The organism is Superficieibacter sp., from assembly GCF_032071645.1.
Taxonomy (GTDB): Bacteria; Pseudomonadota; Gammaproteobacteria; order Enterobacterales; family Enterobacteriaceae; genus Superficieibacter.
On sequence record NZ_DAMAPU010000008.1, the window covers coordinates 112,532 to 137,528 of the forward strand.

At 55.2% G+C, this 24,997-nt stretch carries 25 protein-coding genes; 7 read left to right on the forward strand and 18 right to left on the reverse strand.

The features are described 5' to 3' along the window. Positions 1-216: 216 nt before the first annotated feature. From uvrA to RT197_RS15570, 3 genes are all read left to right on the forward strand, one after another. Complete coding sequence (gene uvrA / locus RT197_RS15560) at positions 217-3,039, forward strand: excinuclease ABC subunit UvrA (RefSeq protein WP_312952060.1); 2,823 nt, start codon at positions 217-219, stop codon at positions 3,037-3,039. Positions 3,040-3,187: 148 nt separating this feature from the next. Next, on the forward strand, positions 3,188-3,613 hold the full coding sequence (locus RT197_RS15565; protein WP_312952061.1) for a hypothetical protein: 426 nt from the start codon (positions 3,188-3,190) through the stop codon (positions 3,611-3,613). Between the two features lie 3 nt (positions 3,614-3,616). Further along, positions 3,617-3,955, forward strand: coding sequence for a hypothetical protein (locus tag RT197_RS15570; protein ID WP_312952062.1), 339 nt, complete (start codon positions 3,617-3,619; stop codon positions 3,953-3,955). 1 nt (position 3,956) lies between these two features. Here RT197_RS15570 and RT197_RS15575 read toward each other — a convergent pair whose 3' ends face one another. The 6 genes from RT197_RS15575 to dnaB form a co-directional block, all read right to left on the reverse strand. After that, positions 3,957-4,310 carry an MmcQ/YjbR family DNA-binding protein gene (locus RT197_RS15575; RefSeq protein ID WP_312952063.1) on the reverse strand — a complete coding sequence of 118 codons (354 nt, stop codon included), beginning with the start codon at positions 4,308-4,310 and terminating at the stop codon, positions 3,957-3,959. 2 nt (positions 4,311-4,312) lie between these two features. Then, a complete protein-coding gene (locus tag RT197_RS15580) occupies positions 4,313-4,729 on the reverse strand; it encodes a secondary thiamine-phosphate synthase enzyme YjbQ (protein WP_312952064.1) in 417 nt (138 codons plus the stop codon). Positions 4,730-4,838: 109 nt separating this feature from the next. Then, positions 4,839-5,552, reverse strand: a complete 714-nt coding sequence (gene aphA, locus RT197_RS15585; RefSeq protein ID WP_312952065.1) for an acid phosphatase AphA — start codon at positions 5,550-5,552, stop codon at positions 4,839-4,841. 179 nt (positions 5,553-5,731) lie between these two features. After that, a complete protein-coding gene (gene tyrB / locus RT197_RS15590; protein WP_312952066.1) occupies positions 5,732-6,925 on the reverse strand; it encodes an aromatic amino acid transaminase in 1,194 nt (397 codons plus the stop codon). 217 nt (positions 6,926-7,142) lie between these two features. After that, positions 7,143-8,222 carry an alanine racemase gene (gene alr / locus RT197_RS15595; protein WP_312952067.1) on the reverse strand — a complete coding sequence of 360 codons (1,080 nt, stop codon included), beginning with the start codon at positions 8,220-8,222 and terminating at the stop codon, positions 7,143-7,145. A 38-nt stretch (positions 8,223-8,260) separates the two neighbouring features. Further along, complete coding sequence (gene dnaB, locus RT197_RS15600) at positions 8,261-9,667, reverse strand: replicative DNA helicase (protein WP_312952068.1); 1,407 nt, start codon at positions 9,665-9,667, stop codon at positions 8,261-8,263. A gap of 63 nt (positions 9,668-9,730) precedes the next feature. Here dnaB and RT197_RS15605 point away from each other — a divergent pair, with 63 nt between their 5' ends. Continuing rightward, positions 9,731-10,714: a quinone oxidoreductase gene (locus RT197_RS15605; protein WP_312952069.1), complete on the forward strand. Its 984-nt coding sequence runs from the start codon at positions 9,731-9,733 to the stop codon at positions 10,712-10,714. A 166-nt stretch (positions 10,715-10,880) separates the two neighbouring features. Here the strand turns inward: RT197_RS15605 and pspG are convergent, their stop codons facing one another. The 4 genes from pspG to RT197_RS15625 form a co-directional block, all read right to left on the reverse strand. Beyond that, the gene (pspG, locus tag RT197_RS15610; RefSeq protein WP_312952070.1) at positions 10,881-11,123 is read right to left on the reverse strand and encodes an envelope stress response protein PspG; all 243 of its coding nucleotides are present in this window, start codon (positions 11,121-11,123) and stop codon (positions 10,881-10,883) included. 134 nt (positions 11,124-11,257) lie between these two features. Further along, positions 11,258-12,271, reverse strand: a complete 1,014-nt coding sequence (dusA, locus tag RT197_RS15615) for a tRNA dihydrouridine(20/20a) synthase DusA (RefSeq protein ID WP_312952071.1) — start codon at positions 12,269-12,271, stop codon at positions 11,258-11,260. Between the two features lie 199 nt (positions 12,272-12,470). Then, positions 12,471-12,767, reverse strand: a complete 297-nt coding sequence (gene nadS, locus RT197_RS15620; protein ID WP_312952072.1) for a NadS family protein — start codon at positions 12,765-12,767, stop codon at positions 12,471-12,473. 111 nt (positions 12,768-12,878) lie between these two features. Further along, complete coding sequence (locus RT197_RS15625) at positions 12,879-13,181, reverse strand: type II toxin-antitoxin system RelE/ParE family toxin (RefSeq protein WP_312952112.1); 303 nt, start codon at positions 13,179-13,181, stop codon at positions 12,879-12,881. Between the two features lie 210 nt (positions 13,182-13,391). On the opposite strand from RT197_RS15625, the gene zur reads away from it, so the two are divergent. Beyond that, positions 13,392-13,907 carry a zinc uptake transcriptional repressor Zur gene (gene zur / locus RT197_RS15630; protein WP_312952073.1) on the forward strand — a complete coding sequence of 172 codons (516 nt, stop codon included), beginning with the start codon at positions 13,392-13,394 and terminating at the stop codon, positions 13,905-13,907. A gap of 77 nt (positions 13,908-13,984) precedes the next feature. Here the strand turns inward: zur and RT197_RS15635 are convergent, their stop codons facing one another. The 3 genes from RT197_RS15635 to RT197_RS15645 all read right to left on the reverse strand — a co-directional run bounded on the left by RT197_RS15635 (position 13,985) and on the right by RT197_RS15645 (position 15,487). Further along, positions 13,985-14,194, reverse strand: a complete 210-nt coding sequence (locus tag RT197_RS15635; RefSeq protein WP_072570189.1) for a CsbD family protein — start codon at positions 14,192-14,194, stop codon at positions 13,985-13,987. Positions 14,195-14,408: 214 nt separating this feature from the next. Then, positions 14,409-15,017: a transcriptional repressor LexA gene (gene lexA / locus RT197_RS15640; protein WP_312952074.1), complete on the reverse strand. Its 609-nt coding sequence runs from the start codon at positions 15,015-15,017 to the stop codon at positions 14,409-14,411. 101 nt (positions 15,018-15,118) lie between these two features. Continuing rightward, positions 15,119-15,487, reverse strand: coding sequence for a diacylglycerol kinase (locus RT197_RS15645; protein WP_312952075.1), 369 nt, complete (start codon positions 15,485-15,487; stop codon positions 15,119-15,121). Positions 15,488-15,616: 129 nt separating this feature from the next. Here RT197_RS15645 and plsB point away from each other — a divergent pair, with 129 nt between their 5' ends. After that, positions 15,617-18,037 carry a glycerol-3-phosphate 1-O-acyltransferase PlsB gene (gene plsB / locus RT197_RS15650; RefSeq protein ID WP_312952076.1) on the forward strand — a complete coding sequence of 807 codons (2,421 nt, stop codon included), beginning with the start codon at positions 15,617-15,619 and terminating at the stop codon, positions 18,035-18,037. Between the two features lie 271 nt (positions 18,038-18,308). Here plsB and ubiA read toward each other — a convergent pair whose 3' ends face one another. The 5 genes from ubiA to malK form a co-directional block, all read right to left on the reverse strand. Further along, positions 18,309-19,181 (reverse strand): 4-hydroxybenzoate octaprenyltransferase, encoded by an 873-nt coding sequence (gene ubiA, locus RT197_RS15655; RefSeq protein WP_312952077.1) that lies wholly within the window; start codon positions 19,179-19,181, stop codon positions 18,309-18,311. Next, entirely contained in the window at positions 19,156-19,692 is a 537-nt protein-coding gene (gene ubiC / locus RT197_RS15660; RefSeq protein ID WP_312952078.1) for a chorismate lyase, read from the reverse strand. Before ubiC ends, ubiA begins: the two co-directional genes overlap by 26 nt. Before the next feature lie 178 nt (positions 19,693-19,870). After that, positions 19,871-20,812, reverse strand: a complete 942-nt coding sequence (malM, locus tag RT197_RS15665) for a maltose operon protein MalM (RefSeq protein ID WP_312952079.1) — start codon at positions 20,810-20,812, stop codon at positions 19,871-19,873. A 107-nt stretch (positions 20,813-20,919) separates the two neighbouring features. Continuing rightward, positions 20,920-22,254 carry a maltoporin gene (locus tag RT197_RS15670; protein ID WP_312952113.1) on the reverse strand — a complete coding sequence of 445 codons (1,335 nt, stop codon included), beginning with the start codon at positions 22,252-22,254 and terminating at the stop codon, positions 20,920-20,922. Positions 22,255-22,328: 74 nt separating this feature from the next. Then, positions 22,329-23,438 (reverse strand): maltose/maltodextrin ABC transporter ATP-binding protein MalK, encoded by a 1,110-nt coding sequence (gene malK / locus RT197_RS15675; protein WP_312952080.1) that lies wholly within the window; start codon positions 23,436-23,438, stop codon positions 22,329-22,331. Positions 23,439-23,806: 368 nt separating this feature from the next. On the opposite strand from malK, the gene malE reads away from it, so the two are divergent. After that, positions 23,807-24,997, forward strand: a complete 1,191-nt coding sequence (gene malE, locus RT197_RS15680) for a maltose/maltodextrin ABC transporter substrate-binding protein MalE (RefSeq protein WP_312952081.1) — start codon at positions 23,807-23,809, stop codon at positions 24,995-24,997.

The window sequence follows — 24,997 nt, forward strand, 5'->3', positions numbered from 1 at the left end:
GTGTAAACGCGCGATTGTAACATTACCAGACCGCGTTTTGATACCTTGTGAAGTTGATTCCGGGAAACAACTTGCTGGCGACATTTTTGCACATCCACGCGGAAGTTGCATTCCTATACTGTATATTCATTCAGGTTAATTTGTGTCATAATTAGCCGTTTCAGTTGCAAAAACGCCGTTTGTCCTTCAAACAAATCAGGCTACCGGGAAAGGTGAATGGATAAGATAGAAGTTCGGGGCGCACGTACCCACAATCTCAAAAACATCAACCTCGTTATCCCTCGCGACAAACTGATTGTCGTCACCGGGCTTTCGGGTTCTGGCAAATCTTCTCTGGCTTTTGACACGTTATATGCTGAAGGGCAACGTCGTTACGTCGAATCCCTCTCCGCCTATGCGCGGCAGTTCCTGTCGCTGATGGAAAAGCCGGACGTTGACCATATTGAAGGGCTGTCGCCTGCGATTTCTATCGAGCAGAAATCAACGTCGCACAACCCGCGTTCTACCGTCGGTACGATCACGGAAATCCACGATTACCTGCGTCTGCTGTTTGCTCGCGTGGGCGAGCCGCGCTGCCCGGATCACGACGTGCCGCTGGCGGCGCAGACCGTCAGCCAGATGGTAGACAACGTGCTTTCGCAGCCGGAAAGCAAGCGGCTGATGCTGCTGGCTCCGATCATCAAAGAGCGTAAAGGCGAGCACACCAAAACGCTGGAAAACCTGGCGAGCCAGGGCTATATCCGCGCGAGGATCGACGGCGAAGTCTGCGATCTCTCCGATCCGCCGTCGCTGGAACTGCAAAAGAAACATACCATTGAAGTGGTGATTGACCGTTTCAAAGTGCGTGAAGATCTGGCGCAGCGTCTGGCAGAATCGTTTGAAACCGCGCTGGATCTCTCCGGCGGGACGGCGATTGTCGCGGATATGGACGATCCAAAAGCCGAAGAGCTGCTTTTCTCCGCAAACTTCGCCTGCCCGATTTGCGGCTACAGTATGCGCGAGCTTGAACCGCGCCTGTTCTCATTCAACAACCCGGCGGGTGCCTGTCCAACCTGCGACGGCCTCGGCGTACAGCAATATTTCGACCCGGATCGCGTCCTGCAAAACCCGGAACTGTCTCTGGCCGGTGGCGCCATTCGCGGCTGGGATCGGCGTAACTTTTATTATTTCCAGATGCTGCGCTCGCTGGCGGATCACTACAAATTCGATGTTGACGCCCCATGGGGTAGCCTGAACGCCAACGTACAGAAAGTGGTGCTCTTCGGCTCCGGTAAAGAATCAATTGAATTCAAATACGTGAACGACCGGGGCGATACCTCCGTGCGCCGCCACCCCTTTGAGGGCGTGCTGCACAATATGGAGCGCCGCTATAAAGAGACCGAATCCAGCGCGGTGCGTGAAGAGCTGGCGAAGTACATCAGCAACCGCCCTTGCGCCACCTGCGAAGGCACCCGTCTGCGCCGCGAAGCGCGCCACGTATTTGTGGAAAATACCGCCCTGCCGACCATCTCCGATATGAGCATCGGACACGCGATGGACTTCTTCACTAACCTGAAGCTGTCCGGTCAGCGGGCTAAAATTGCCGAAAAAGTGCTCAAAGAGATTGGCGATCGTCTGAAATTTCTCGTCAACGTCGGCCTGAATTACCTGACGCTTTCCCGCTCGGCGGAAACGCTCTCCGGCGGTGAAGCCCAGCGTATTCGCCTGGCAAGCCAGATTGGCGCAGGTCTGGTCGGCGTGATGTACGTGCTGGATGAGCCATCTATCGGTCTGCATCAGCGCGATAACGAGCGTCTGCTCGGCACGCTGGTTCACCTGCGCGATCTGGGTAATACCGTGATTGTGGTTGAGCATGATGAAGACGCCATCCGCGCGGCGGACCATGTGATTGATATTGGTCCCGGCGCTGGCGTTCACGGCGGCCAGGTGGTCGCGGAAGGTCCGCTGTCAGCGATCATGGCGGTGCCGGAATCATTAACCGGTCAGTTCATGAGCGGCAAACGCAAAATTGAAGTGCCGAAAACGCGGGTCAAAGCCGATCCTGAAAAAGTGCTGAAGCTCACCGGCGCACGCGGTAATAACCTGAAGGACGTCACGCTGACGCTGCCGGTCGGGCTGTTTACCTGCGTTACCGGCGTCTCTGGCTCTGGTAAGTCGACGCTGATCAACGATACGCTGTTTCCGATTGCCCAGCGTCAGCTAAACGGCGCAACCATTGCCGAACCCGCGCCGTATCGCGACGTGCAGGGGCTGGAGCATTTCGATAAGGTCATCGACATCGACCAAAGCCCCATCGGACGCACCCCGCGCTCTAACCCGGCGACCTATACCGGCGTATTTACGCCGGTGCGTGAACTGTTCGCTGGCGTGCCGGAATCGCGTTCGCGTGGCTACACGCCGGGCCGCTTCAGCTTTAACGTGCGTGGCGGGCGTTGCGAAGCCTGTCAGGGCGACGGCGTTATCAAGGTAGAAATGCACTTCCTGCCGGATATCTACGTGCCGTGCGATCAGTGCAAGGGCAAGCGCTATAACCGTGAAACGCTGGAAGTGAAGTACAAAGGCAAGAGCATTCACGAAGTGCTGGATATGACCATCGAAGAAGCTCGCGAGTTCTTTGACGCCGTGCCCGCGCTGGCGCGTAAGCTGCAAACGCTGATCGACGTGGGTCTGTCGTATATCCGCCTTGGTCAGTCGGCAACCACGCTTTCCGGCGGTGAGGCGCAGCGCGTGAAGCTGGCGCGCGAACTGTCGAAACGCGGCACCGGTCAAACGCTTTATATTCTTGATGAGCCGACCACCGGCCTGCACTTCGCGGATATTCAGCAGTTGCTGGAAGTGCTGCACCAGTTGCGCGATCAGGGGAATACCATCGTGGTGATTGAGCACAATCTGGACGTCATCAAAACGGCCGACTGGATTGTCGATCTCGGTCCTGAAGGTGGCAGCGGCGGCGGGGAAATCCTCGTCTCCGGCACCCCGGAAACGGTGGCGGAGTGCGAAGCATCGCACACTGCCCGCTTCCTCAAACCTATGCTGTAAACAGCGCTCTGCCGCCTTCCGGTTCAGCCGGAGGCGGCTTTTCCTTCCTCATTTTCCCTCATCTTTCCTGCGTGAGCATTTGTGATTTGTCTCATCCCTGAAGCTGTTATCAGATAGCGGCAACTGCTTCTCCCAGGAAAACATCAGGATGATAAAACGTTGCCTTATGCTGTTAGGGATTATTGTGCTTTCCGCCTGCACCCTGACCGACAATTACAACGCCCAGGCGCATGAACAGTTTATCGCGCTGGAAAAGGCGTATATGCATTTTCTCGCCGATGCCGCCACCACGCCGCTGAACGAAATTGATATTGCCAGGGACGACCGCGAGCTCCGCCAGCGTTTCAGCGAGGCTATTGAGCTGGCAAACCACGTTAACGACTCGCTGCGGGTAGAGAATCTGACGCTCCTGGAAGCCGGCTATTTTCGTATTCATGCCCGGCTGATGGAGCAAAACCGCGCCTTTTCTCCCGTTCAGTTACGACTGTATCAAAAGCAGGCGCAGCAGGCTTATCAGCTGGCGATCGCCGGTGAATGCCTGCGCGCTTATTCAAACTGTCATGCAGAGAGGTAGACGATGGCACTTCTGGAGGATTTGAATACCCTGCTGGCGAAATCCGACACTCAGCAACAGATGAAAACGCCGGTCGCCGCTGAATTTATGACGCTGATGAGTCTCGCGTTGCGGGATGAAGACGACGGCATTCGCAGCACCGGATCGCTGGTTGCCGAGGCGCTGCGCGAAAAAGCACGCGGCTGGCTGGCGCAGGAAGATATCGTGATCCTGCTGGAAGGCCAGCGCGATATTGCGCGCATACGGGCCAATAACGCGCAGATTGCCCTGCGCAACCGCATTCAGTCGATCGTCATCCGCATGATTGACCTCGCGCTGATTTCGCTGCTCGGCATACTTTGATTCAGAGCGGCAACTGCCTGCGTTTGTCTTCCGGCAGTGTGCCTAATACCTGCTGATACGAGGCATCAACCAGGTAGTAAATCTGCGAATCCGGCAGCGTGCCGTCGAGATAAACCGTGCTCCAGTGAGCCTTGTTAAGGTGGTTGCTGGGCCGCACGTCTTTATGTTTTTCCCGCAGCAGATCCGCCAGTTCGGGGCTGGTTTTCAGGGAGACCGCCGGACGGTCTTCCACAATTTTGACCATCGCAAAGAGAACATCTGCGACTTTAATCTGCGTGGCTTTCCAGTCGCTATGCACGCTCTGCTCCGCGCCAGGCTTGGCCATACAGTATTGTAAAAGTTCCGAATCGGTCATGGTTATTCTCCTTGCAGGGTCGCAATAATTTTACGTGAACCGCCGTGGATGCGATGCTCGCCCAGCCAGATCCCTTGCCAGGTGCCTAACTGCACGCGCCCGTTTTGTACCGGCAACAGCAGGGAAACACCGAGCGTGGAGGATTTGACATGCGACGGCATATCATCCGGGCCTTCATCATCGTGTTCCCAGCGTGCGTCATCAGGGATGGTGCTGAGAAAATGACGCTCCATATCGCGGCGCACGCTCGGATCGCAGTTCTCGTTAAGGGTCAGGGAGGCGGAGGTGTGCTGAAGCAAAAGGTGCAGCAAACCGATGTTGACGCGTGAAAGCTCGCGGATTTGCCCCAGCACTTCATCCGTTATCAGATGAAATCCGCGCGGTTGCGCCCTTAACGTCAGGGTTTGCTGATGCCACATAAACTGCTCCGTCGTGAGAGAGGAATCTCTCTAAGTGTGCAGCAAGACGCCAAAAGGTAAACCTTTTAACGTCTTTTTGGATAAAAAATCAGCAATTCCCCGGCAGGGATCAATATTCGGAGTTGGCAATCACTTCTTCACCGAACGCCCCCGCCTGCGGCAGCGGTTTATAGGTGGAATTAGAGGCGCGCAGTACACGGATGGCCCGCGCGCCCGTTTCCTGCGCGGCGGTAATATCGTTGTCAGAATCACCGTAGAACAGTTTGATTTGCTTATCCTGCAACCACTGCGTTTTGGTATTTTGCCCGGCTTTATCCCCGGCAAAAATCACCGGATTCATGTTCGCCGCCGGAATAGAAAAATCGTCCTGAAGCGTTTTTGATACCGTTTCCGTCCGCGTCTGGCTGCGCCCGGTGATGAAATAAATACGGTCGCCGCGTTTTACGTGCATGGCGATCAGCGCGCGTGCCACCTCTTTCGGAATGCTGAATTCATCCCAGCCGTTATTCATCTTTTCCCAGAACGCCGGATTGTGCAGATACTCTTCGCTGCCTGGAGAGAACACGTCTTTGCCGCGCCAGAAACCCGGGCTGGAAAAAAGTACGGTATCGTCGATATCAAAACCGACGGCCATCGGCGGGCGACCCGTCAGGCTGTTTTCAATGAGTGCCACGGAAACCCAGTGAATGGGAGCCTGTTCAGCCAGTTTTGCGACGTTAGTGCCGGTATAGAGCGGAGAAGGTGTGGAGGCACGAGCAACGACGGAGCCATTTAGTGCGAACACCAGGCAGGCGGCACCGAATGCCACTGCGATCTTACGCATATTATTCCCTAAATTATCAGTTCGTTATCGTTTTATGGTGAGTAAAAGGTCAATACCGTTTCGACCTTAACCCTGACGGCAAAGGAAGAAAAGGTTTTTATGCGGTTTTATCAGACAGGATCAGGATGACTACGCCCGGCGGCCTGATGCCACCGGGCGAGGGAAAAGTAAGTGAGCACTTACATTACAGTGGCAAAAGCCTGCGCTACACGCTGTACGTTGCGGGTATTCAGCCCGGCCACGCACATGCGACCGCTGGCGATTAAATACACGCCAAACTCATCGCGCAGGCGATCGACCTGCCGCGGGCTAAGCCCGGTATAGCTGAACATGCCCTGCTGTTGCAGGAAGTAATCAAAGTTTCGCCCCGGAATGGCCTCTTTCAGCACCGTCACCAGCGTCTGGCGCATTTCCAGAATGCGTACCCGCATCGCTTCGACTTCCGCCAGCCATACCGCTTTTAACGCCGGATCGCCCAGAACCGTGGCGACGACCTGCGCACCGAAATTAGGCGGGCTGGAGTAGTTACGGCGCACCGTGGCTTTTAGCTGTCCCAGCACCCGTGCCGCTGATTCTGCATCTTCGCACACCACGGACAGGCCGCCGACGCGCTCGCCGTAGAGAGAGAAAATCTTGGAGAAGGAGTTGCTGACCAGCGCGGGCAGACCCGCGCTGGCGATGGCACGAATAGCATACGCGTCTTCTTCCATGCCTGCGCCAAAGCCCTGATAGGCGATATCCAGAAACGGAATGAGATCGCGCGCTTTCAGCACTTCAATTACTGCATCCCACTGGGCAGGAGTGAGATCGGAGCCGGTGGGATTATGGCAGCATGGATGCAGCAGCACGATGCTCTGCACGGGCAGCGTATGCAACGTTTCCAGCAATGCCTCAACGCGCACGCCTTTGGTGATATCGTCAAACCACGGGTAAGTGCTTACTTCGAATCCGGCTCCTTCAAAAATGGCGACGTGGTTATCCCAGGTCGGGTCGCTCACCCAGACGGCCGAATCCGGGAAATAACGCCGGAGGAAGTCCGCGCCTACTTTCAGTGCGCCTGAGCCGCCAAGGGTTTGAATAGTGGCAAGGCGATTTTGCTGAAGTACCGGGTGATCCGCGCCGAACAATAGCGGAGCAATGGTATGACGATACGTGCTCAGACCTTCCATCGGCAGATAAATTGACGCGCCGTGCGGCTGGGCGTTAAGCCGCGCCTCGGCATCGGCCACCGCCTGGAGCTGCGGAATAATCCCGTCCTCGTTGTAATAAAGACCAATACTCAGATTGATCTTGTCGCTGCGCGGGTCTTCTTTAAAGCGCTCCATTAAGGAGAGGATGGGGTCGCCAGCATAGGCGTCAACTTTCTGAAACACGCGGTGGGTCTCCAGGTTTACGGTCAGAGGGATCTACACAATAAACTGGAAGCGAACAGAGATCGAGGGAAGATTACGGCGGTGAATTCACCGCCGTAAGGTGCGCCATCATTTGCGCGACGCGCTTGCGGCGCGCGGTCAGCCAGACGGAGATGGCGTAGCTCAGGCATACCGCCATTTCTGGTACGGACAGAGTTTCCTCCCTGAAAATGGCTGATTAGTCGATGTAATGCATTGCCACCCGCGACGTCAGGCGCGTAATAAGTTCGTAAGCACTTACTTTTGTTATCTCTGCGATACGCTCGACCGGCAATCCTTCGCCCCACATGATCACGGTATCGCCTGCGCGGTCAGAGGCTTCCGGCCCCAGGTCAACGCAGATCATATCCATCGCCACGCGCCCGACAATCGGCACTTCGCGCCCGTTCACTAATACCGGCGTACCCGACGGCGCGGCGCGCGGATAGCCGTCGCCGTAGCCCATCGCCACCACGCCCAGCCGGGTATCACGCTCGCTGACCCAGGTGCCGCCGTAGCCGACCGGCTCGCCCGCTTTATGCTCGCGCACGGCGATCAGGCTGGAGGTCAGCGACATTACCGGCTGAAAGCCAAAATCCGGCCCCCAGGGTTTTTGATCCAGTGGCGAAACGCCGTAGAGAATAATTCCCGGACGCGCCCAGTCAAAATGCGACTGCGGCCATAGCAGGATGCCGCCGGAAGCAGCAATTGAGCGCTGGCCCGGTTTGCCTTCGCAAAAACTGTTGAAGATATCGAGCTGCCGTTCGGTGGCCCCGCATTCCGGCTCGTCCGCGCGGGCAAAATGGCTGACGATGTTTACCGGCTGGCGCACGTTTTTGCAGCGGCTCAGGCGTTGATAAAACGCATCAGCTTCTTCCGGGCGCACGCCGAGACGGTGCATCCCGGTGTCGAGCTTCATCCATACGGTAACCGGTTCGCTCAGCTGTGCGTTTTCCAGCGCTTCGAGCTGTTCAGGATTATGCACGGCGGTATGCAGATGCTGCGCCGAAATAGTGGGCAGATCGGCGGCGTTGAAAAAGCCTTCGAGCAACAGAATAGGCTGGCTAATGCCGCCCGCCCGTAGCCGCATCGCCTCTTCAAGACGGGCGACACCGAAAGCGTCAGCGTCGGGGAGCGTTCGCGCGGTTTCAAGAAGACCGTGTCCGTAGGCGTTCGCTTTCACCACCGCAACCAGTTTGCTGGCAGGAGCCAGTTCGCGCAGGCGTTGCAGGTTGTGTCGCAGAGCGCGGCGGTTAATAACAACAGTTGCCGCTTGCATGTGTGTTCCTTGATAAGTGTGTGCTTTAACTACCTGAATTATTCGTCATCGTACTGCGGCCCGGCATAGTTATCAAAGCGCGACCACTGTCCGTTAAAGGTGAGACGTACCGTGCCGATGGGGCCGTTACGCTGTTTACCGATGATGATTTCCGCGATGCCTTTGAGATCGCTGTTTTCGTGATACACCTCATCACGATAAATAAACATGATTAAGTCGGCGTCCTGCTCGATGGAGCCGGACTCACGCAGGTCGGAGTTAACCGGGCGTTTATCGGCGCGCTGCTCCAGCGAGCGGTTAAGCTGCGACAGCGCCACCACCGGCACCTGAAGCTCTTTCGCCAGCGCCTTCAGCGAGCGGGAGATTTCGGCAATTTCCAGAGTACGGTTGTCGGAAAGCGACGGCACGCGCATCAACTGGAGATAGTCGATCATAATCAGGCTTAAGCCGTCGTGCTCGCGGAAAATACGCCGCGCGCGGGAGCGGACTTCGGTGGGCGTCAGGCCGGAGGAGTCGTCGATATACATATTGCGCTTCTCCAGCAGAATTCCCATAGTGCCGGAGATCCGCGCCCAGTCTTCGTCGTCAAGCTGACCGGTACGGATGCGAGTCTGATCCACGCGCGACAGCGACGCCAGCATACGCATCATGATTTGCTCGCCGGGCATCTCAAGACTGAAGATAAGCACCGGTTTTTCCTGCAACATCGCCGCGTTTTCACAGAGGTTCATCGCAAAAGTGGTTTTCCCCATCGACGGACGGGCAGCGACGATGATCAGGTCGGAGCGCTGTAAACCGGCGGTTTTTTTATTCAGGTCCTGATAGCCGGTATCAACCCCGGTAACGCCGTCATGCGGCTGCTGGAACAGCGTTTCTATACGCGCGACGGTGGCGTCGAGGATCTGATCGATACTCTTCGGCCCTTCGTCTTTATTGGCACGGTTTTCGGCGATCTGGAAGACGCGGGATTCGGCGAGATCCAGCAGTTCATCACTGCTGCGTCCCTGCGGATCGAAGCCCGCGTCGGCGATCTCATTGGCGACGGAGATCATGTCGCGCACGACTGCGCGTTCTCGCACGATGTCGGCGTAAGCGCTAATGTTCGCCGCACTTGGCGTATTTTTGGATAACTCTGCCAGATAGGCGAAGCCACCGACGCTGTCGAGCTGGCCCTGAAGTTCCAGCGACTCGGCGAGGGTAATCAGGTCGATGGGTTTGCCCATCTCCTGCAAACGGCCCATTTCGGTAAAGATATGCCGGTGCGGACGGGTGTAGAAATCGTCCGCCACAACGCGTTCGGCGACGTCATCCCAGCGTTCGTTGTCCAGCATTAAACCGCCCAACACCGACTGTTCCGCTTCAATCGAGTGCGGGGGCATTTTTAACCCGGCAACCTGTGGGTCGCGAGGTTCAGTCTGTTTGTTGAAGGGTTTATTTCCTGCCATAGTGAATGGAGTTACCGAGATGATGAATGGGTCGAAAGATTATCACATTGTTCAGGAGGAAGCATGGCTACACGCATCGAATTTCACAAGCCCGGCGGGCCGGAAGTGCTTCAGGCGGTGGAGTTTACGCCGACCGATCCGGCAGAAAATGAGGTCCAGGTTGAAAACAAGGCTATAGGGATCAATTACATCGATACCTACGTGCGTAGCGGGCTGTATCCGCCGCCGTCGTTCCCCAGCGGTTTAGGCACTGAAGCGGCGGGCGTGGTGAGCAAAGTCGGCAGCGGCGTGGAGCACATCAAACCGGGTGACCGCGTGGTCTATGCCACCTCCGCGCTGGGTGCCTACAGTTCAGTACATAACGTTCCCGCCGATAAAGTCGCCATTCTGCCGAATGCGATCTCTTTTGAGCAGGCTGCGGCCTCATTTTTGAAAGGGCTGACGGTCTTTTATCTGCTGCGCAAAACCTATGAGATCAAACCGGATGAAGTGTTTTTATTCCACGCGGCAGCCGGGGGCGTGGGGCTGATCGCCTGCCAGTGGGCAAAAGCGCTGGGAGCAAAACTGATTGGCACCGTCGGCTCGGCGGAAAAAGCGCAGCGCGCGAAACAGGCGGGCGCATGGCAGGTGATTAACTACCGCGAAGAAAATCTGGTCGAGCGAGTGAAGGAAATCACCGGCGGTAAAAAAGTGCGCGTGGTGTACGATTCGGTGGGTAAAGATACCTGGGAATCGTCGCTGGATTGTCTGCAACGTCACGGGCTGATCGTCAGCTTTGGCAATGCCTCCGGCCCGGTGACTGGCGTCAATCTGGGGATCCTTAATCAGAAAGGGTCCCTCTTTGCCACCCGCCCCTCGCTTCAGGGTTACATCACAAATCGCGAAGAGTTAACGGAAGCCAGCAATGAGCTGTTTTCGCTGATCGCCAGCGGAGTGATTAAGGTGGATGTGGCAGACGCACAGAAATTTGCCCTGAAGGATGCGCAGAAGGCACATGAGGCGCTGGAAAGCCGGGCAACGCAGGGTTCAAGCCTGCTGATCCCCTGAAAAAGCTCAGGGCTTCCACGAGGGAAGCCCTTACTTTTTTTTAGTTCGGCCGTATGTAGGGTACAGCTCGATGAATGCGTTAACCGGGCAATAGTGACAGATTTGCTAAGCAAAGCCTATTCGATTCTAAGCAAAAGTGTCGGGGTTGTGATCCCCTGCACACTCCTTAGAAACGATGACGCTTATTGCGCTGATATTGCGGGACTTCTGGCGCTTTTATCGCCCGGATCACCCATACCACCGCAACGGCCAGCACCAGCCAGGGCAGCAGTTTGATAACTATCGCAAACAGCCCGCCAACGAACATCAGCGCGGTAGCGACGACCAGCGCAACGATAATGCCCAGCAGCGACACGCCGGTCATCAACAGCATGACAAAAAATCCGATCACAAATAATAGTTCCAGCATGACTCTCTCCCCAAAATGCCTGAATGACATTTACTATCCAAGAATCGTGCCAGAATTAACCTGTTGATTAGAAAGCAAAATACCCCGCCGAAACCGGCGAGGCATGGTGAATTTGACGATTTTTTAGCGAAAGATTAACGCTTATCGGCTACCAGCTTTAGTGCGTGCTCCAGCACTGCAATGTCGGCACCGGGTTTATGAGCATTTTCGCTCAGATAACGCCGCCACTGGCGCGCGCCGGGGATGCCCTGAAACAGGCCCAGCATATGGCGAGAGATATGGCCTAAATAGGTGCCCAAAGCCAGCTCCCGCTCAATGTAAGGATACATTGCCCGCACCACCGCGACCGGATCGGCATCCGCGCCTTCAATGCCAAATATCTCGCGATCCACCGCTGCCATAATGCCCGGATTCTGGTACGCCTCGCGCCCAACCATGACGCCATCCAGATGCTGAAGATGCGTTTTAGCCTCTTCCAGCGTCTTAATACCGCCGTTGATCGCCATCGTCAGGTGCGGAAAATCACGCTTAAGCTGATACACGCGCGGGTAGTCCAGCGGGGGTATTTCACGGTTTTCTTTCGGACTCAGGCCGGAAAGCCAGGCTTTGCGGGCATGGATGATAAACATCTCGCACTCGCCCTGCCCGGAAACGGTGTCGATAAACTGGCACAGGAACTCGTAGCTGTCCTGGTCATCAATGCCGATGCGGGTTTTCACCGTTACCGGAATGGATACCACGTCACGCATGGCTTTTACGCAATCCGCGACCAGCGCGGCGTTACCCATTAAACACGCACCAAACATGCCGTTCTGTACGCGGTCAGACGGGCAGCCGACGTTAAGGTTAATCTCATCATAACCGCGCGCTTCCGCCAGCTTTGCGCAGTGCGCCAGCGCAGCCGGATCGCTGCCGCCAAGCTGTAACGCCACCGGATGCTCTTCCTCGCTGTAGGCCAGATAATCACCTTTACCGTGAATAATCGCCCCGGTCGTCACCATTTCCGTATACAGCAAGGTCTGGCGGGAAAGCTGGCGCAAAAAATAGCGGCAGTGGCGATCCGTCCAGTCGAGCATCGGCGCGACGGAAAAACGGTGGGCGGGGAAAGCGGAATCGTTGGCTTTTTTCGGGTCTGAATTCAGGTGCATGTTTTAAACGTCGTTGGCGAAAATGAGACCCCGGTACGCGGAAGTGCCCGGACAGAGGGGGTAATGGGGGTACTATAGCACAGGGACGTGCGGTTACGGGTATCCTGCGCGTCCCCTTAATTTGTACCTACAGGAAGGGCGTTTTTTCATCTCAGAAAAGATGACGTTTGATGAGACTGCGACAGGACGTGTCACTGCGCTAAATAGCTTTAAGCTGATTAATAATAAATGGATTACTTTCGAGTAACAGAAGCAGCTTTCTTGGTGCTCCCGTGGGCTGACGCCGTTTTGTTTCCCAGCTTTTTACGAGGTCATAGCTGACGCCAACGGCTACCGCAAAGTCCTGCTGCTTTAACCCGGTAGCTTCGCGGATAGCTTTAACATCAATCTCGCTAAAGGTATGAACATGTTCAGGTGCTGGCGTTTGTTCACCCTTTTCAATTCTTACCATTTCTTCTGCACTCGCCAGCAGATCGGCAAACAATTCGTCTTTCATCTAATTCCCCTCTCTCACCTCATCAATAGCGCACAGGATTTACTGCTTACCGCTGGAATGTAAAACCTGCTGTTATATCAGTATGTCAGAAAGCTGTTTCAGCGCTTTCTTTTACTCTTCGGTTAAATCATCCAGCTCGTTTTTTGGATACACCAGCGCCAGATAGATGCGCCCTTTGCTCGTCACGTTGTAATAAATTACCCGAACACCACCGCGCTTTCCCATTCCCGGACGGCCCCAGCGGATCTTACGAAATCCCCCTGTTCCCGCAATGGTGTCTCCAGCCTCAGGGTTTTCAATGAGTACCTCCTGGAAGGTCCGACACTCGTCATCTGGCAAAAATGCCTGCCGCCGTTTACTGAACCCCTGTAGCTCAATAAAAGTTAACGTCTCACATCCCTGATGCCTGGTAATTTTTAGCTTATTTTACGTGTACACAGTACACTCCTCAAGCTATTTATGTACCCAGTACATTTTAACGCTGCCTGACCAGGCTTTTTCACTGTATGCGCCCTTACAAGGCATTCAGGTTTACACATTGCAGAAATCCGCTACCGCCATCATTTCTGACTTTCCGCAGAACATGATAAAATGCGATGTTACCCCCCACTACCCGAGGACGCTATGGACAAGACCACTTCGCAGGAGATGTTAGCGCATGCTGAAAAGCTGTGCGTGCAACGCAACGTGCGCCTGACTCCGCAGCGCCTTGAAGTGCTGCGTTTGATGAGCCTGCAACAGGGTGCCATCAGCGCTTACGATTTGCTCGACCTGTTGCGCGACAAAGAGCCGCAGGCCAAACCGCCTACGGTCTACCGGGCGCTGGAATTTTTACTGGAGCAGGGTTTCGTGCATAAGGTGGAATCCACCAACAGCTATGTGCTGTGCCACTTGTTCGATCAGCCAACCCATACCTCGGCGATGTTTATCTGCGATCGTTGCGGCGTGGTGAAAGAACAGGGTGCGGACGGCGTGGAAGATATTATGCACGCGCTGGCGGCAAAAATGGGCTTTGCCTTACGTCATAACGTGATTGAAGCGCATGGGCTTTGCTCAGAGTGTGCAGAAGTAGAAGCGTGCCGTCATCCTGGTGAATGCCACCACGATCACAGCGTTCAGGTAAAGAAAAAGCCGCGCTGATCGCAGCACGGCCTCTTCAGGGGTGGTACTTCCTTGTACCATCGGGTAGGCATTTCAGGGGTTAACTGAAGTCATCACTACCAACGGTAATCATGACGGGTTTCCCAGTCACCGACTTCTTTCTCGGCTTGATCTTTCTGGTAGCCGTAGCGCTCCTGGATTTTACCCACCAGCTGGTCGCGCTTACCTTCGATGACAGTCATATCATCATCGGTCAGCTTACCCCATTGTTCTTTCGCTTTACCTTTGAACTGTTTCCAGTTACCGCCGACTTCGTCTTTATTCATAATTATGTCCTCATTGTTGGGGTACAAATCATTCGAATTCTGTCGTCCAGAAAAGCTGTCTTTTGTGCTGAACGTATGAATAAGTGTAGATGAGTATCCTGCACCCTGCGGAGAATTAAGAGTTTTTAACCCTCAGAGGAAAAACGGTCGGGGAATCATTTTGCGGGAACAGAAGACTGCGGCACAAAGCGCACCGCAGAAAGAATAGTCTTTTTTACAGCCACTCGCCATTGCGGATCACGCCTACGGCCAGCCCTTCAATAGAGAAGCTTTGCTTGCGTAAATCGACAACAATCGGTGAGAACTCGCTGTTTTCCGGCAGCAGTTCAACCACGTTGCCCTGCTTCTTCAAACGCTTAACAGTCACTTCTTCGTCGATACGTGCAACGACAACCTGACCGTTACGCACGTCCTGAGTTTTATGCACCGCCAGCAAATCGCCATCCATAATGCCGATGTCTTTCATCGACATACCGCTAACGCGCAGCAGGAAGTCAGCGTTGGGTTTGAACAACGACGGATCAACCTGATAGTGGCTTTCAATATGCTGCTGTGCCAGCAGCGGCTCACCGGCAGCGACGCGACCGATAAGCGGAATACCTTCTTCTTCCTGCACCAGCAGGCGAATACCGCGCGATGCGCCGGTGACAATCTCGATCACCCCTTTACGCGCCAGTGCTTTAAGGTGTTCTTCAGCCGCGTTTGGAGAACGGAACCCCAAACGTTGCGCAATTTCGGCACGCGTTGGTGGCATACCTGTCTGGCTGATGTGATCCCGAATGAGATCAAACACCTCTTGCTGCCTGGCCGTTAACGCTTTCATTCCGCCCCCTGGGTGTATATACAGTTATGCTGTGAGTATATACAGTCAAAGGCGATTTTGGAACCGTAAATCGCACAAAAAACAGGAGGCTTTATCCATCTTTAGCGAAAATGTGACCACAATAGCGTCACCCAGGTGAGAAGCGCGACGCCAATCGCCAACAGCACCGCTGCCGATCCCATATCTTTGGCGCGCCCGGAAAGCTCATGATGCTCCGGGCCGATGCGGTCCACCACCGCTTCAATCGCGCTGTTGAGGATCTCCACAATCATGACCAGCAGCACCGATCCAATAAGCAAAACGCGGGTAATCGGATCGACATCCAGCCAGCAGGCGATGATGATAGCCACCACGGTGGCGACGCCTTCCTGACGAAAAGCGGCTTCGTTGCGCCATGCTGCGCGAAATCCTTTCCAGGAATAACCGGCGGCGTTGATGATCCGGGTTAATCCGGTGGTATTATTGGCCATTAAAAGAACCTTTTTCCATTATTAGCGTCAATGATATAACGCGCTTCCTGTGTTACCTCAGAAAATCTGTGTACTTTCTGATATCCTTGCAGCGCATTTGCATTATTAACCAGAGGCTTCACATCGTTTATGTCCGGCTGGCCACGAATTTACTACAAATTACTGAATTTACCATTAAGCGTATTGGTAAAGAGCAAGTCTATTCCGGCGGAACCCGCTCTGGAATTGGGTCTGGATACCTCCCGCCCGATTATGTACGTTTTGCCGTACAACTCGAAAGCGGACCTGCTGACGCTACGCGAGCAGTGTCTGGCGCACGATCTCCCTGACCCACTGGAGCCGCTGGAGGTCGACGGCACCCTGCTGCCGCGTTACGTATTCATTCACGGTGGCCCGCGTGTATTTACGTATTACACGCCAAAAGAAGAATCAATCAAACTTTTTCATGACTATCTGGATCTGCATCGCAGCAATCCCGCGCTGGACGTGCAAATGGTCCCGGTTTCGGTCATGTTTGGCCGCTCGCCGGGGCGTGAAAAAGGGGAAGTCAATCCGCCGCTGCGGATGCTGAACGGCGTGCAGAAGTTTTTTGCCGTCTCCTGGCTGGGGCGCGACAGCTTTGTCCGCTTCTCGCCGTCGGTTTCTCTGCGCCGGATGGCGGATGAGCACGGCACCGACAAAATTATCGCCCAAAAGCTGGCGCGGGTAGCACGAATGCATTTTGCCCGCCAGCGTCTGGCAGCCGTAGGCCCGCGCCTGCCCGCTCGTCAGGATCTGTTTAATAAGCTGCTGGCATCGAAAGCCATTGCCCGCGCGGTAGAAGATGAAGCGCGCAGCAAAAAAATCTCCCATGAAAAAGCGCAGCAAAACGCGATTGCGCTGATGGAAGAGATTGCCGCCAACTTTTCCTATGAAATGATCCGCCTGACCGACCGCATACTGGGTTTCACCTGGAACCGTCTCTATCAGGGGATCAATGTCCATAACGCCGAGCGCGTGCGCCAACTGGCGCATGACGGGCACGAGATTGTTTACGTGCCCTGCCATCGTAGCCACATGGACTACATGCTGCTGTCCTATGTGCTTTACCATCAGGGGCTGGTTCCGCCGCACATTGCTGCCGGTATCAACCTGAATTTCTGGCCCGCAGGCCCAATCTTCCGCCGCCTCGGCGCGTTCTTTATCCGCCGCACCTTTAAGGGCAATAAACTCTACTCCACGGTGTTCCGCGAATACCTGGGCGAGTTGTTCAGCCGGGGTTATTCGGTGGAGTATTTTGTCGAGGGTGGACGCTCACGTACTGGCCGCCTGCTGGACCCGAAAACCGGCACGCTGTCCATGACCATTCAGGCGATGCTGCGCGGCGGTACTCGCCCTATCACGCTGGTGCCGATTTACATCGGCTATGAGCACGTTATGGAAGTGGGCACCTATGCCAAAGAGCTGCGCGGCGCGACGAAAGAGAAAGAAAACCTGCTGCAAATGATGCGCGGTCTGAGCAAGCTGCGAAATCTTGGTCAGGGCTACGTGAACTTTGGCGAGCCGATGCCGCTGATGACTTACCTGAATCATCACGTTCCTGAATGGCGCGAGTCTATCGATCCTATCGAGGCCGTGCGTCCCGCGTGGCTGACGCCGACGGTAAACCGCATCGCCGCCGATTTAATGGTGCGCATCAACAATGCAGGCGCGGCGAATGCCATGAACCTGTGCTGTACCGCGCTGCTGGCGTCCCGTCAGCGCTCGCTGACCCGCGAGCAGCTTACGCAACAGCTGGATTGCTATCTGGATCTGCTGCGCAACGTGCCTTACGCACCGGATTCCACCGCGCCGTCTGCCACCGCGAACGAACTTATCGAACATGCGCTACAGATGAATAAGTTCGAGGTTGAGAAAGACACCATCGGCGATATCATCATCCTGCCGCGCGAGCAGGCGGTGCTGATGACCTACTATCGCAATAACATTGCGCATATGCTGATGCTGCCTTCTTTGATCGCGGCGATTATTACCCAGCAACGGCAGATCTCGCGTGCAGCGCTGCTGGATCACATCGAACTGCTTTACCCGATGCTCAAGGCCGAACTGTTCCTGCGCTGGGACAGCACGGAAATCGCAGGCGTTATTGATGCGCTGGCCGCAGAAATGACGCGTCAGGGGCTGATTAGCCTTAATGAAACCGAGTACCGCATTAATCCGGCACGCGCACACACGCTGCAACTGCTGGCCGCAGGCGCGCGCGAAACGCTGCAACGCTATGCCATCACTTTCTGGCTGCTTAGCGCGAATCCGTCGATTAACCGTGGCACGCTGGAGAAAGAAAGCCGTACCGTGGCGCAACGTCTCTCCGTGCTGCACGGTATTAACGCCCCGGAATTCTTCGATAAAGCGGTATTCAGTTCGCTGGTGCTGACCCTGCGCGATGAAGGCTATATCAGCGATACCGGCGATGCCGAACCAGAGCAAACGATGAAGGTTTATCAGATGCTGGCAGAGCTGATTACGTCGGATGTGCGCCTGACTATCGAGAGCGCGGCGCAGGGCGAATAAATATCTTCCGGCATCGCCGGAGGTTTTTATAGAAAAAAAAGCGGGTCACCTATATGGCCCGCTTTTTTTTATCAGATTATGGCTAACTGATCTCCAGGATAACATTATTAATGACTGGGTTTCAGATGAGAATTAAAAGAACGGATTTAGCAGGATAGTTAACTCGCAAGCCGTTATTACAGAAAGAAAAAAGCCAAAGCTTCTTCATCGCTTTGGCTTTTTCTCGGGAGGCTTAAATGGCATAAACCACCACAGATGCCCGAGCAAATAATTAAAGATACCAGTAACTTACCGCCAGACCGACAAAAAGCGCCAGACCGACATAATTATTATTCATAAAAGCCTTAAAACAGGCATCGCGCTCACGGTGAATAATCAGTTTTTGCTGCCAGACAAATAGCACGCCTGCCACCGCCACTGCCGCGTAAAATGCGCCGCCGAGTCCATTCAGCCAGCCAATAAGCGTCATCAGCGCGAGTACCGCTATTTGTAAGATCCCGATAATTAACCGATCGTATTGTCCGAATAAAATTGCCGTGGATTTCACGCCGATTTTCAGATCGTCGTCGCGATCGACCATTGCATACTGAGTGTCGTAGGCCACCGCCCACAGAATGTTGCACAGAAACATCAGCCAGCAGCTTAGCGGCAGCGTTTCACTGACGGCGGCAAATGCCATCGGGATTGACCAGCCAAACGCCGCGCCCAGCACCACCTGCGGCAAATGGGTATAACGCTTCATAAATGGATAGACCCACGCCAGCAGCAGCGCCGCAACCGAAAGGAAAATCGTCATTTTATTAAGGGTCAGCACCAGCAGGAACGAACACAGCACCAGCAGCACAAACAGTATGCGCGCTTCTTTACCGCTGACGGCACCACTGGGCAGCGGGCGATTAGCCGTGCGTTTCACATGGCCGTCAATTTTGCGGTCAGCATAATCGTTAATCACGCAGCCCGCCGCGCGCATCAGCCAGACTCCGGCGATAAAAACCGCGAGGATCCACGGCGGCGGCAGCCCTGGCGTCGCGACCCATAGCGCCCACAGCGTCGGCCACAGCAGCAGCAGTGCGCCAATGGGTTTGTCGGTACGCATCAGGCGATGGTACGCCAACAGCTTATTCTGCGTCAGACTCCACTCCATTTCTTCTTTCCTTCTGGTATATCGGTGAGGCAGGTAAAAACAGTTCGGTTAGCAGCAGGGGTTTTCCATTCAGCCGCAGCCGCGAGCGGCGTCCCCACAGTTGGGCCTGACGCCCGACCTCAATAAAGTCGCGCGTCAGCGTCGATGAAGTAAACAGATAGCGTCCCAGCGGCGTGTTACCCAGCGTTTGCAGCGCCAGCTCAGGGCCGCTTAAGGTGGATTCAGGCACAACGGTGCGCCCGGCAAGCCAGGGTTCGCCATCCGCACAGAGGATAATTTCCCGCAGCCAGTAGCGCGACTCGTCCGGCAACAGCGCCAGCTCTTCCGCTATCTCCTCCCGCCCGACAAATGCCTCGCGCACCAGCGTGATGCTGACCTTTTTGTCCTGCTGTTCAAACCGTTTGGTCATCGAATCTTCCAGCAACAGCCATTCCAGCAGTGCAGGCTCCAGCGGGGGGATAGCACTAAGATAGCGCAGCGCACGCAGTTGCGTTAGCGCAGGATGTGACATGCCTGTTTCTCCGGGACATAACCTGAAGGTATTGTAACGCAGAAACGAGGAGATGAGGGCGGGTTAGCGTCCAAAAACGCAACAGATATGCAACACAGAGGCGGCACCGGAAAAAAGAGTGCGCCCGTGGGGGCGCACCGAAAGGCTAAGCCTAAGCATCAGCATTGTGGGGCAACAATCACCCCTTGCCTTTTACACTGCTGATAAAGGTGGAACGCGCTGAAGTTGACCCCAGACGCTCTGCTTCGTTAAGAAGTTTTAACGCTTTATCGACATCGCCTTTCGCCACGGCCTGTTTAATGGCCTGATTAAAGTACGCTTCCGTGTCATTCAGTACCGGCTCGCTTTTCGCAGCGGGTGCCGGTGCGGCGGTTGTGGTAGCTGTGGCGGGCGCGCTGTAAACCGGCGCAGCGGTATTGCCGACCGTCACCGTAGACGGGCTGGATGAACCAAACAGCGGGCCAACCAGCACGCTGGAGCTGTTATTGGTTTTAACTTTCAGCTTCAGGAGGCCATCGGTGGTATGACGGGCAACGGGATCGGGAATATCCGGCACCGCGTTACCAATCCCTTTGGCGTAGGCTTTCGCCGGGTCCAGCAGGGTGGTGGTTTGTTGCAGATCTTTCTCGGTGGTAAAGACCAGCACGTAGATTTTTTGCTGCCCCAGCGCAGGCGTCAGACGCATCACCCCTTCCAGACGGTCGGCGCTCATCACGCCCGGCTCCTGATAGGTAAAGTAGCTGCTGGGGAAAAAGGCGGACGGCGTCAGGTTCTGATCGAGGATCAGCACGTTTGGCGCATAAACGCTGGTTTGTTTATTCACTTCACTGGTCAGCGTCAGGGTCAGCTCACCGATGTTGGCCGGGACGCTATAAGCGACAACCGGACCGGTAATGCCCGCCACGTCCAGGCGCTGCCCGGCGGTCGCGAGCGACGTCTTTTGCTCTTTCGATGGATCGACCGGCGTCCAGGTCAACTGCTGCAATGCGCCAGCAGGAATAGACGGCGCGGCGCTGGTGTTCTGCGGTACGTAGTTTACTTCAGCAAGCGTTATGGCCGGAGCCGCTGCCAGCAGGCCCGCTGTCAGGCAGAGGGCGACAAAACTTTTCGTCATTTTCATTGTTATCACCTCAAATTGCATAGGTTCAGCGGTAGCCAGGCAATAGCGCGCCAACCTTTAAGAAGTAGAGGGGCTTGCGCCCCTCTTTGTGTCAGATTACTGCGTGATTACCACCAGATTTCCATCTGTGCACCGAAGGTGATTTCATCGTCATCACCACGGCTGTTGGAGAACTGACCGTTGCCGGTTGAGTCGCTGATGGCAGAGCGGCCAATTGCGCCGTCGCTGTTTTTGGCATAGCCCCAGCTTTCATCCCATTTCGCATAGGTCGCGAATACGCGGATAGCCGGACGTGACCAGATGCTGTCGCCAGCCTGCCACTGTTGTGCCAGGGTGATTTTGTACTGGTTGTTACGATCGCCGGTTTCCTGCGATTTCACGTTGTCGTAGCCCACTTCCAGCAGGGTGCTCATGATCGGTGTCCATTTGTACATCGGACGCACGCCCACGGTGTACCAGTCAGTACCACGGTTATCATCACGATCGACTTTCTGGTACATACCGACGTACATCAGGTCCCATTTGTCAGCCAGAGTGATGGCACCGTGGTCGATAACGCGCCACAGTGAACCGTCGTTGTTGACCTGGCGGTCGGTGGCGAAGTCGTCACCCGTCCAGGAACCCTGCGGAATACCTTTACCCTGCGCGGTCATCGCGTCAGTGCCGTATTGCAGAACAAATTTGTTAAAGCCTTTCAACATGCTCTGGGTATGTTCAGCGGTGAACATCCAGCCATCTTTGGACGCATCGTCGGCCAGGCGGTAATCATCGGTAGTATTGGCACGACCGTAATCGACACCGAATTCCAGCATCCCGTCCGGGTTGGTTTCCAGACCGGCTAAACGCACGTCATAGACATCGTTAGCGGTGTCTTTGGTTGCGTCATAAATATGGTTGTTGCTAAAGGAGGTAGAACCACCGGATTCCTGAGAACGCGTTGCGGCAACAGACAGTTTACCGAAGCCGAGATCGATGTTTTCGATACCCGCACCAGGACCGGAGATATCCCAGTAGTAGAAGTCGATCATGTGGACGTCATGACGCTGATAGAAGCGTTTACCGGCCCAGATGGTTGAACCCGGCAGTGCATCGATCAGGTTTTTACCCTGCACGTTGGCTTCACGGAAGGCCGGATCGGTTGCTTCCCAGTCATTCTGTTGTGCGACGGAGTAAGCGACGTTAGTGTCGAAGTAGAAGCTCTTATCGCCCTCTTTCCACACTTCCTGGCCCAGTTTAATTTCCGCGTAGGTTTCACATTCGTTACCGAGACGGTATTTACTTTGAGCACCAGTCGCCTGGAAACACTGTTGTTCGCCGCCGCTTCCCGTCCAGCCGATACCGGAACGAGCATAACCTTTGAAATCGACAGCACCGGCGTGAGCAGAAAGAATGCCCGCAGTGATGGCGATTGCCAGTGGAAGTTTGCGCAGAGTAGTCATTATTCTATCTCCTGAGATCATTGCTTTTCTTTTTTTACGCCTCGCCTTTTCCGGCTCCGCGTATTTAATGGGAATGCTTAAACGCCCGGCTCCTGATGCAGCCGACGACACGCGGAGCCATCCTCACGGAACAGATGGCAGCGCTCTGGCGGCAGGCCGATAGCGAATGTGGCACCCTCTTCTACCAACACCACGTCATTCTGGCGGTAAACCAGGTTCTGACGGATGGCGGGGATCTGAATATGAATTTGTGTTTCGTGGCCCAGCTGTTCGACGACCTGAACGTCGCCTTCCAGGGTGACATCCGCGATATCGCTCGGCAGCAGATGTTCCGGGCGAATGCCGAGTGACATATTGGCCCCCACCTGAACATTGGCGCTGTCCACCGGCAGCCAGACGTGCTGGCGATTAGGCAGCTCAACCTGCACCTGATCGATCGCGGTGGCGGTCACTTTCACCGGCAGGAAGTTCATTTTCGGCGAGCCGATAAAGCCCGCAACGAAACGGTCAGCCGGGTAGTGATACAGCTCAAGCGGTTTACCCACCTGCGCCACGCGACCGGCATCCAGCACCACGATTTTGTCGGCCAGCGTCATCGCTTCGACCTGATCGTGGGTCACGTAAATCATCGTGCGGCCCAGACGCTTGTGCAGGCGCGAGATTTCGATGCGCATCTGCACGCGCAGCGCGGCGTCGAGGTTGGAAAGCGGTTCATCAAGCAGGAAAACGCGCGGTTCCGCCACCAGCGTGCGGCCAATCGCCACACGTTGACGCTGCCCGCCAGAGAGTGCCTTTGGCTTGCGCTCCAGCAGATGCGCCAGTTGCAGCACTTCTGCCACCTGATTCACGCGCTGATTCATGACCTCTTTTTTCGCGCCCGCCAGCTTCAGGCCGAACGACATATTTTCAGCAACGGAAAGGTGCGGATAGAGCGCATAAGACTGAAAGACCATGCCCACACCGCGTTCGGCGGGCGGGATGTCGTTCATGCGGGTTTCGCCAATGAACAACTCTCCGCTGGTAATAGTTTCCAGCCCGGCAATCATGCGCAGCAGGGTTGATTTCCCACAGCCTGACGGTCCGACAAAGACCACGAATTCCCCTTCATGAATGTCGAGGTTGATATCTTTCGATACCACCACGTCACCCCAGGCTTTCGTTACATTCCGTAGCTGTACGCTCGCCATGCCCACTCCCTTCGTTACAACCTGTCATCAACAGAAACATTCAAGATGGGCTGACTATGTGCCAATCGCGGAAGCGATAAATCCTCCACCCCCTGCCTTTTTTATGGGGGAGGAGTCAGGAGGATGAGGAGGAGACCGCTGAGACGGGCGGCACGGCCCGCAGGCTATTTTCGTGATGCGAGCGACAAAATTCGTCGCGATTTTGTGTGCGCCAGAACCCATAACGCAGATTTATGCAACGCGGATCACATAACGCAGCGGTGGGGCGTAGAGGTGGGGAGGATGGAAAGGGCTTGTCAAACCCGGAGACTGAGCATCGTCAAGCCACCTGAGCGTATTCACACGTAATGACCATAAGGACGGGATATATGAATATCAAAACTGGCGCACGCATTCTGGCGCTGTCCGCACTGACAACAATGATGTTTTCCGCCTCGGCTCTCGCCAAAATCGAAGAAGGTAAGCTGGTAATCTGGATCAACGGCGACAAAGGCTATAACGGCCTGGCGGAAGTCGGTAAGAAATTCGAGAAAGACACCGGCATTAAAGTCACCGTTGAGCACCCGGATAAACTGGAAGAGAAATTCCCGCAGGTTGCTGCGACCGGTGATGGCCCGGACATCATCTTCTGGGCGCATGACCGTTTTGGCGGCTACGCCCAGTCTGGCCTGCTGGCAGAAATCTCCCCGGACAAAGCCTTCCAGGACAAACTGTATCCCTTTACCTGGGACGCAGTGCGCTATAACGGCAAGCTGATCGCCTATCCGATTGCGGTAGAAGCGCTGTCGCTGATCTATAACAAAGACCTCGTACCGAATCCGCCAAAAACCTGGGAAGAGATCCCGGCGCTGGATAAGACGCTGAAAGCGAAAGGTAAGAGCGCGCTGATGTTTAACCTCCAGGAACCGTACTTCACCTGGCCGTTAATCGCTGCTGACGGTGGCTACGCGTTCAAATTTGCCAACGGCAAGTACGACGTGAAAGATGTCGGCGTGGACAGCGCGGGCGCGAAAGCAGGCCTGAACTTCCTGGTCGATCTGATCAAAAACAAACACATGAATGCCGATACCGATTACTCCATCGCCGAAGCGGCCTTTAACAAAGGCGAAACCGCGATGACCATCAACGGTCCGTGGGCATGGTCGAACATCGACAAGAGCAAAATCAATTACGGCGTCGCGCTGCTGCCAACGTTTAAAGGCAAAGCGTCGAAACCGTTCGTTGGGGTACTGAGCGCGGGTATTAACGCCGCCAGCCCGAACAAAGAACTGGCAAAAGAGTTCCTCGAAAACTACCTGCTGACCGATCAGGGTCTGGATGAAGTGAACAAGGACAAACCGCTGGGCGCGGTCGCGCTGAAATCCTTCCAGGATCAGTTAGCGAAAGACCCGCGTATTGCCGCCACGATGGATAACGCACAGAAAGGCGAAATCATGCCGAACGTGCCGCAGATGGCTGCCTTCTGGTACGCAGTACGCACGGCGGTGATCAACGCTGCCAGCGGTCGTCAGACGGTCGATGCCGCACTGAAAGATGCGCAGGGCCGCATTACCAAGTAA

Excerpts from the sequence above, each read along its gene's own strand:
- uvrA (WP_312952060.1), top strand. The coding sequence starts at position 217 with ATGGATAAGATAGAAGTTCGGGGCGCACGTACCCACAATCTCAAAAAC.
- RT197_RS15565 (WP_312952061.1), top strand. The coding sequence starts at position 3,188 with ATGATAAAACGTTGCCTTATGCTGTTAGGGATTATTGTGCTTTCCGCC.
- RT197_RS15570 (WP_312952062.1), top strand. The coding sequence starts at position 3,617 with ATGGCACTTCTGGAGGATTTGAATACCCTGCTGGCGAAATCCGACACT.
- RT197_RS15575 (WP_312952063.1), bottom strand. The coding sequence starts at position 4,310 with ATGACCGATTCGGAACTTTTACAATACTGTATGGCCAAGCCTGGCGCG.
- RT197_RS15580 (WP_312952064.1), bottom strand. The coding sequence starts at position 4,729 with ATGTGGCATCAGCAAACCCTGACGTTAAGGGCGCAACCGCGCGGATTT.
- aphA (WP_312952065.1), bottom strand. The coding sequence starts at position 5,552 with ATGCGTAAGATCGCAGTGGCATTCGGTGCCGCCTGCCTGGTGTTCGCA.
- alr (WP_312952067.1), bottom strand. The coding sequence starts at position 8,222 with ATGCAAGCGGCAACTGTTGTTATTAACCGCCGCGCTCTGCGACACAAC.
- dnaB (WP_312952068.1), bottom strand. The coding sequence starts at position 9,667 with ATGGCAGGAAATAAACCCTTCAACAAACAGACTGAACCTCGCGACCCA.
- RT197_RS15605 (WP_312952069.1), top strand. The coding sequence starts at position 9,731 with ATGGCTACACGCATCGAATTTCACAAGCCCGGCGGGCCGGAAGTGCTT.
- pspG (WP_312952070.1), bottom strand. The coding sequence starts at position 11,123 with ATGCTGGAACTATTATTTGTGATCGGATTTTTTGTCATGCTGTTGATG.
- dusA (WP_312952071.1), bottom strand. The coding sequence starts at position 12,271 with ATGCACCTGAATTCAGACCCGAAAAAAGCCAACGATTCCGCTTTCCCC.
- nadS (WP_312952072.1), bottom strand. The coding sequence starts at position 12,767 with ATGAAAGACGAATTGTTTGCCGATCTGCTGGCGAGTGCAGAAGAAATG.
- zur (WP_312952073.1), top strand. The coding sequence starts at position 13,392 with ATGGACAAGACCACTTCGCAGGAGATGTTAGCGCATGCTGAAAAGCTG.
- RT197_RS15635 (WP_072570189.1), bottom strand. The coding sequence starts at position 14,194 with ATGAATAAAGACGAAGTCGGCGGTAACTGGAAACAGTTCAAAGGTAAA.
- lexA (WP_312952074.1), bottom strand. The coding sequence starts at position 15,017 with ATGAAAGCGTTAACGGCCAGGCAGCAAGAGGTGTTTGATCTCATTCGG.
- RT197_RS15645 (WP_312952075.1), bottom strand. The coding sequence starts at position 15,487 with ATGGCCAATAATACCACCGGATTAACCCGGATCATCAACGCCGCCGGT.
- plsB (WP_312952076.1), top strand. The coding sequence starts at position 15,617 with ATGTCCGGCTGGCCACGAATTTACTACAAATTACTGAATTTACCATTA.
- ubiA (WP_312952077.1), bottom strand. The coding sequence starts at position 19,181 with ATGGAGTGGAGTCTGACGCAGAATAAGCTGTTGGCGTACCATCGCCTG.
- ubiC (WP_312952078.1), bottom strand. The coding sequence starts at position 19,692 with ATGTCACATCCTGCGCTAACGCAACTGCGTGCGCTGCGCTATCTTAGT.
- malM (WP_312952079.1), bottom strand. The coding sequence starts at position 20,812 with ATGAAAATGACGAAAAGTTTTGTCGCCCTCTGCCTGACAGCGGGCCTG.
- malK (WP_312952080.1), bottom strand. The coding sequence starts at position 23,438 with ATGGCGAGCGTACAGCTACGGAATGTAACGAAAGCCTGGGGTGACGTG.
- malE (WP_312952081.1), top strand. The coding sequence starts at position 23,807 with ATGAATATCAAAACTGGCGCACGCATTCTGGCGCTGTCCGCACTGACA.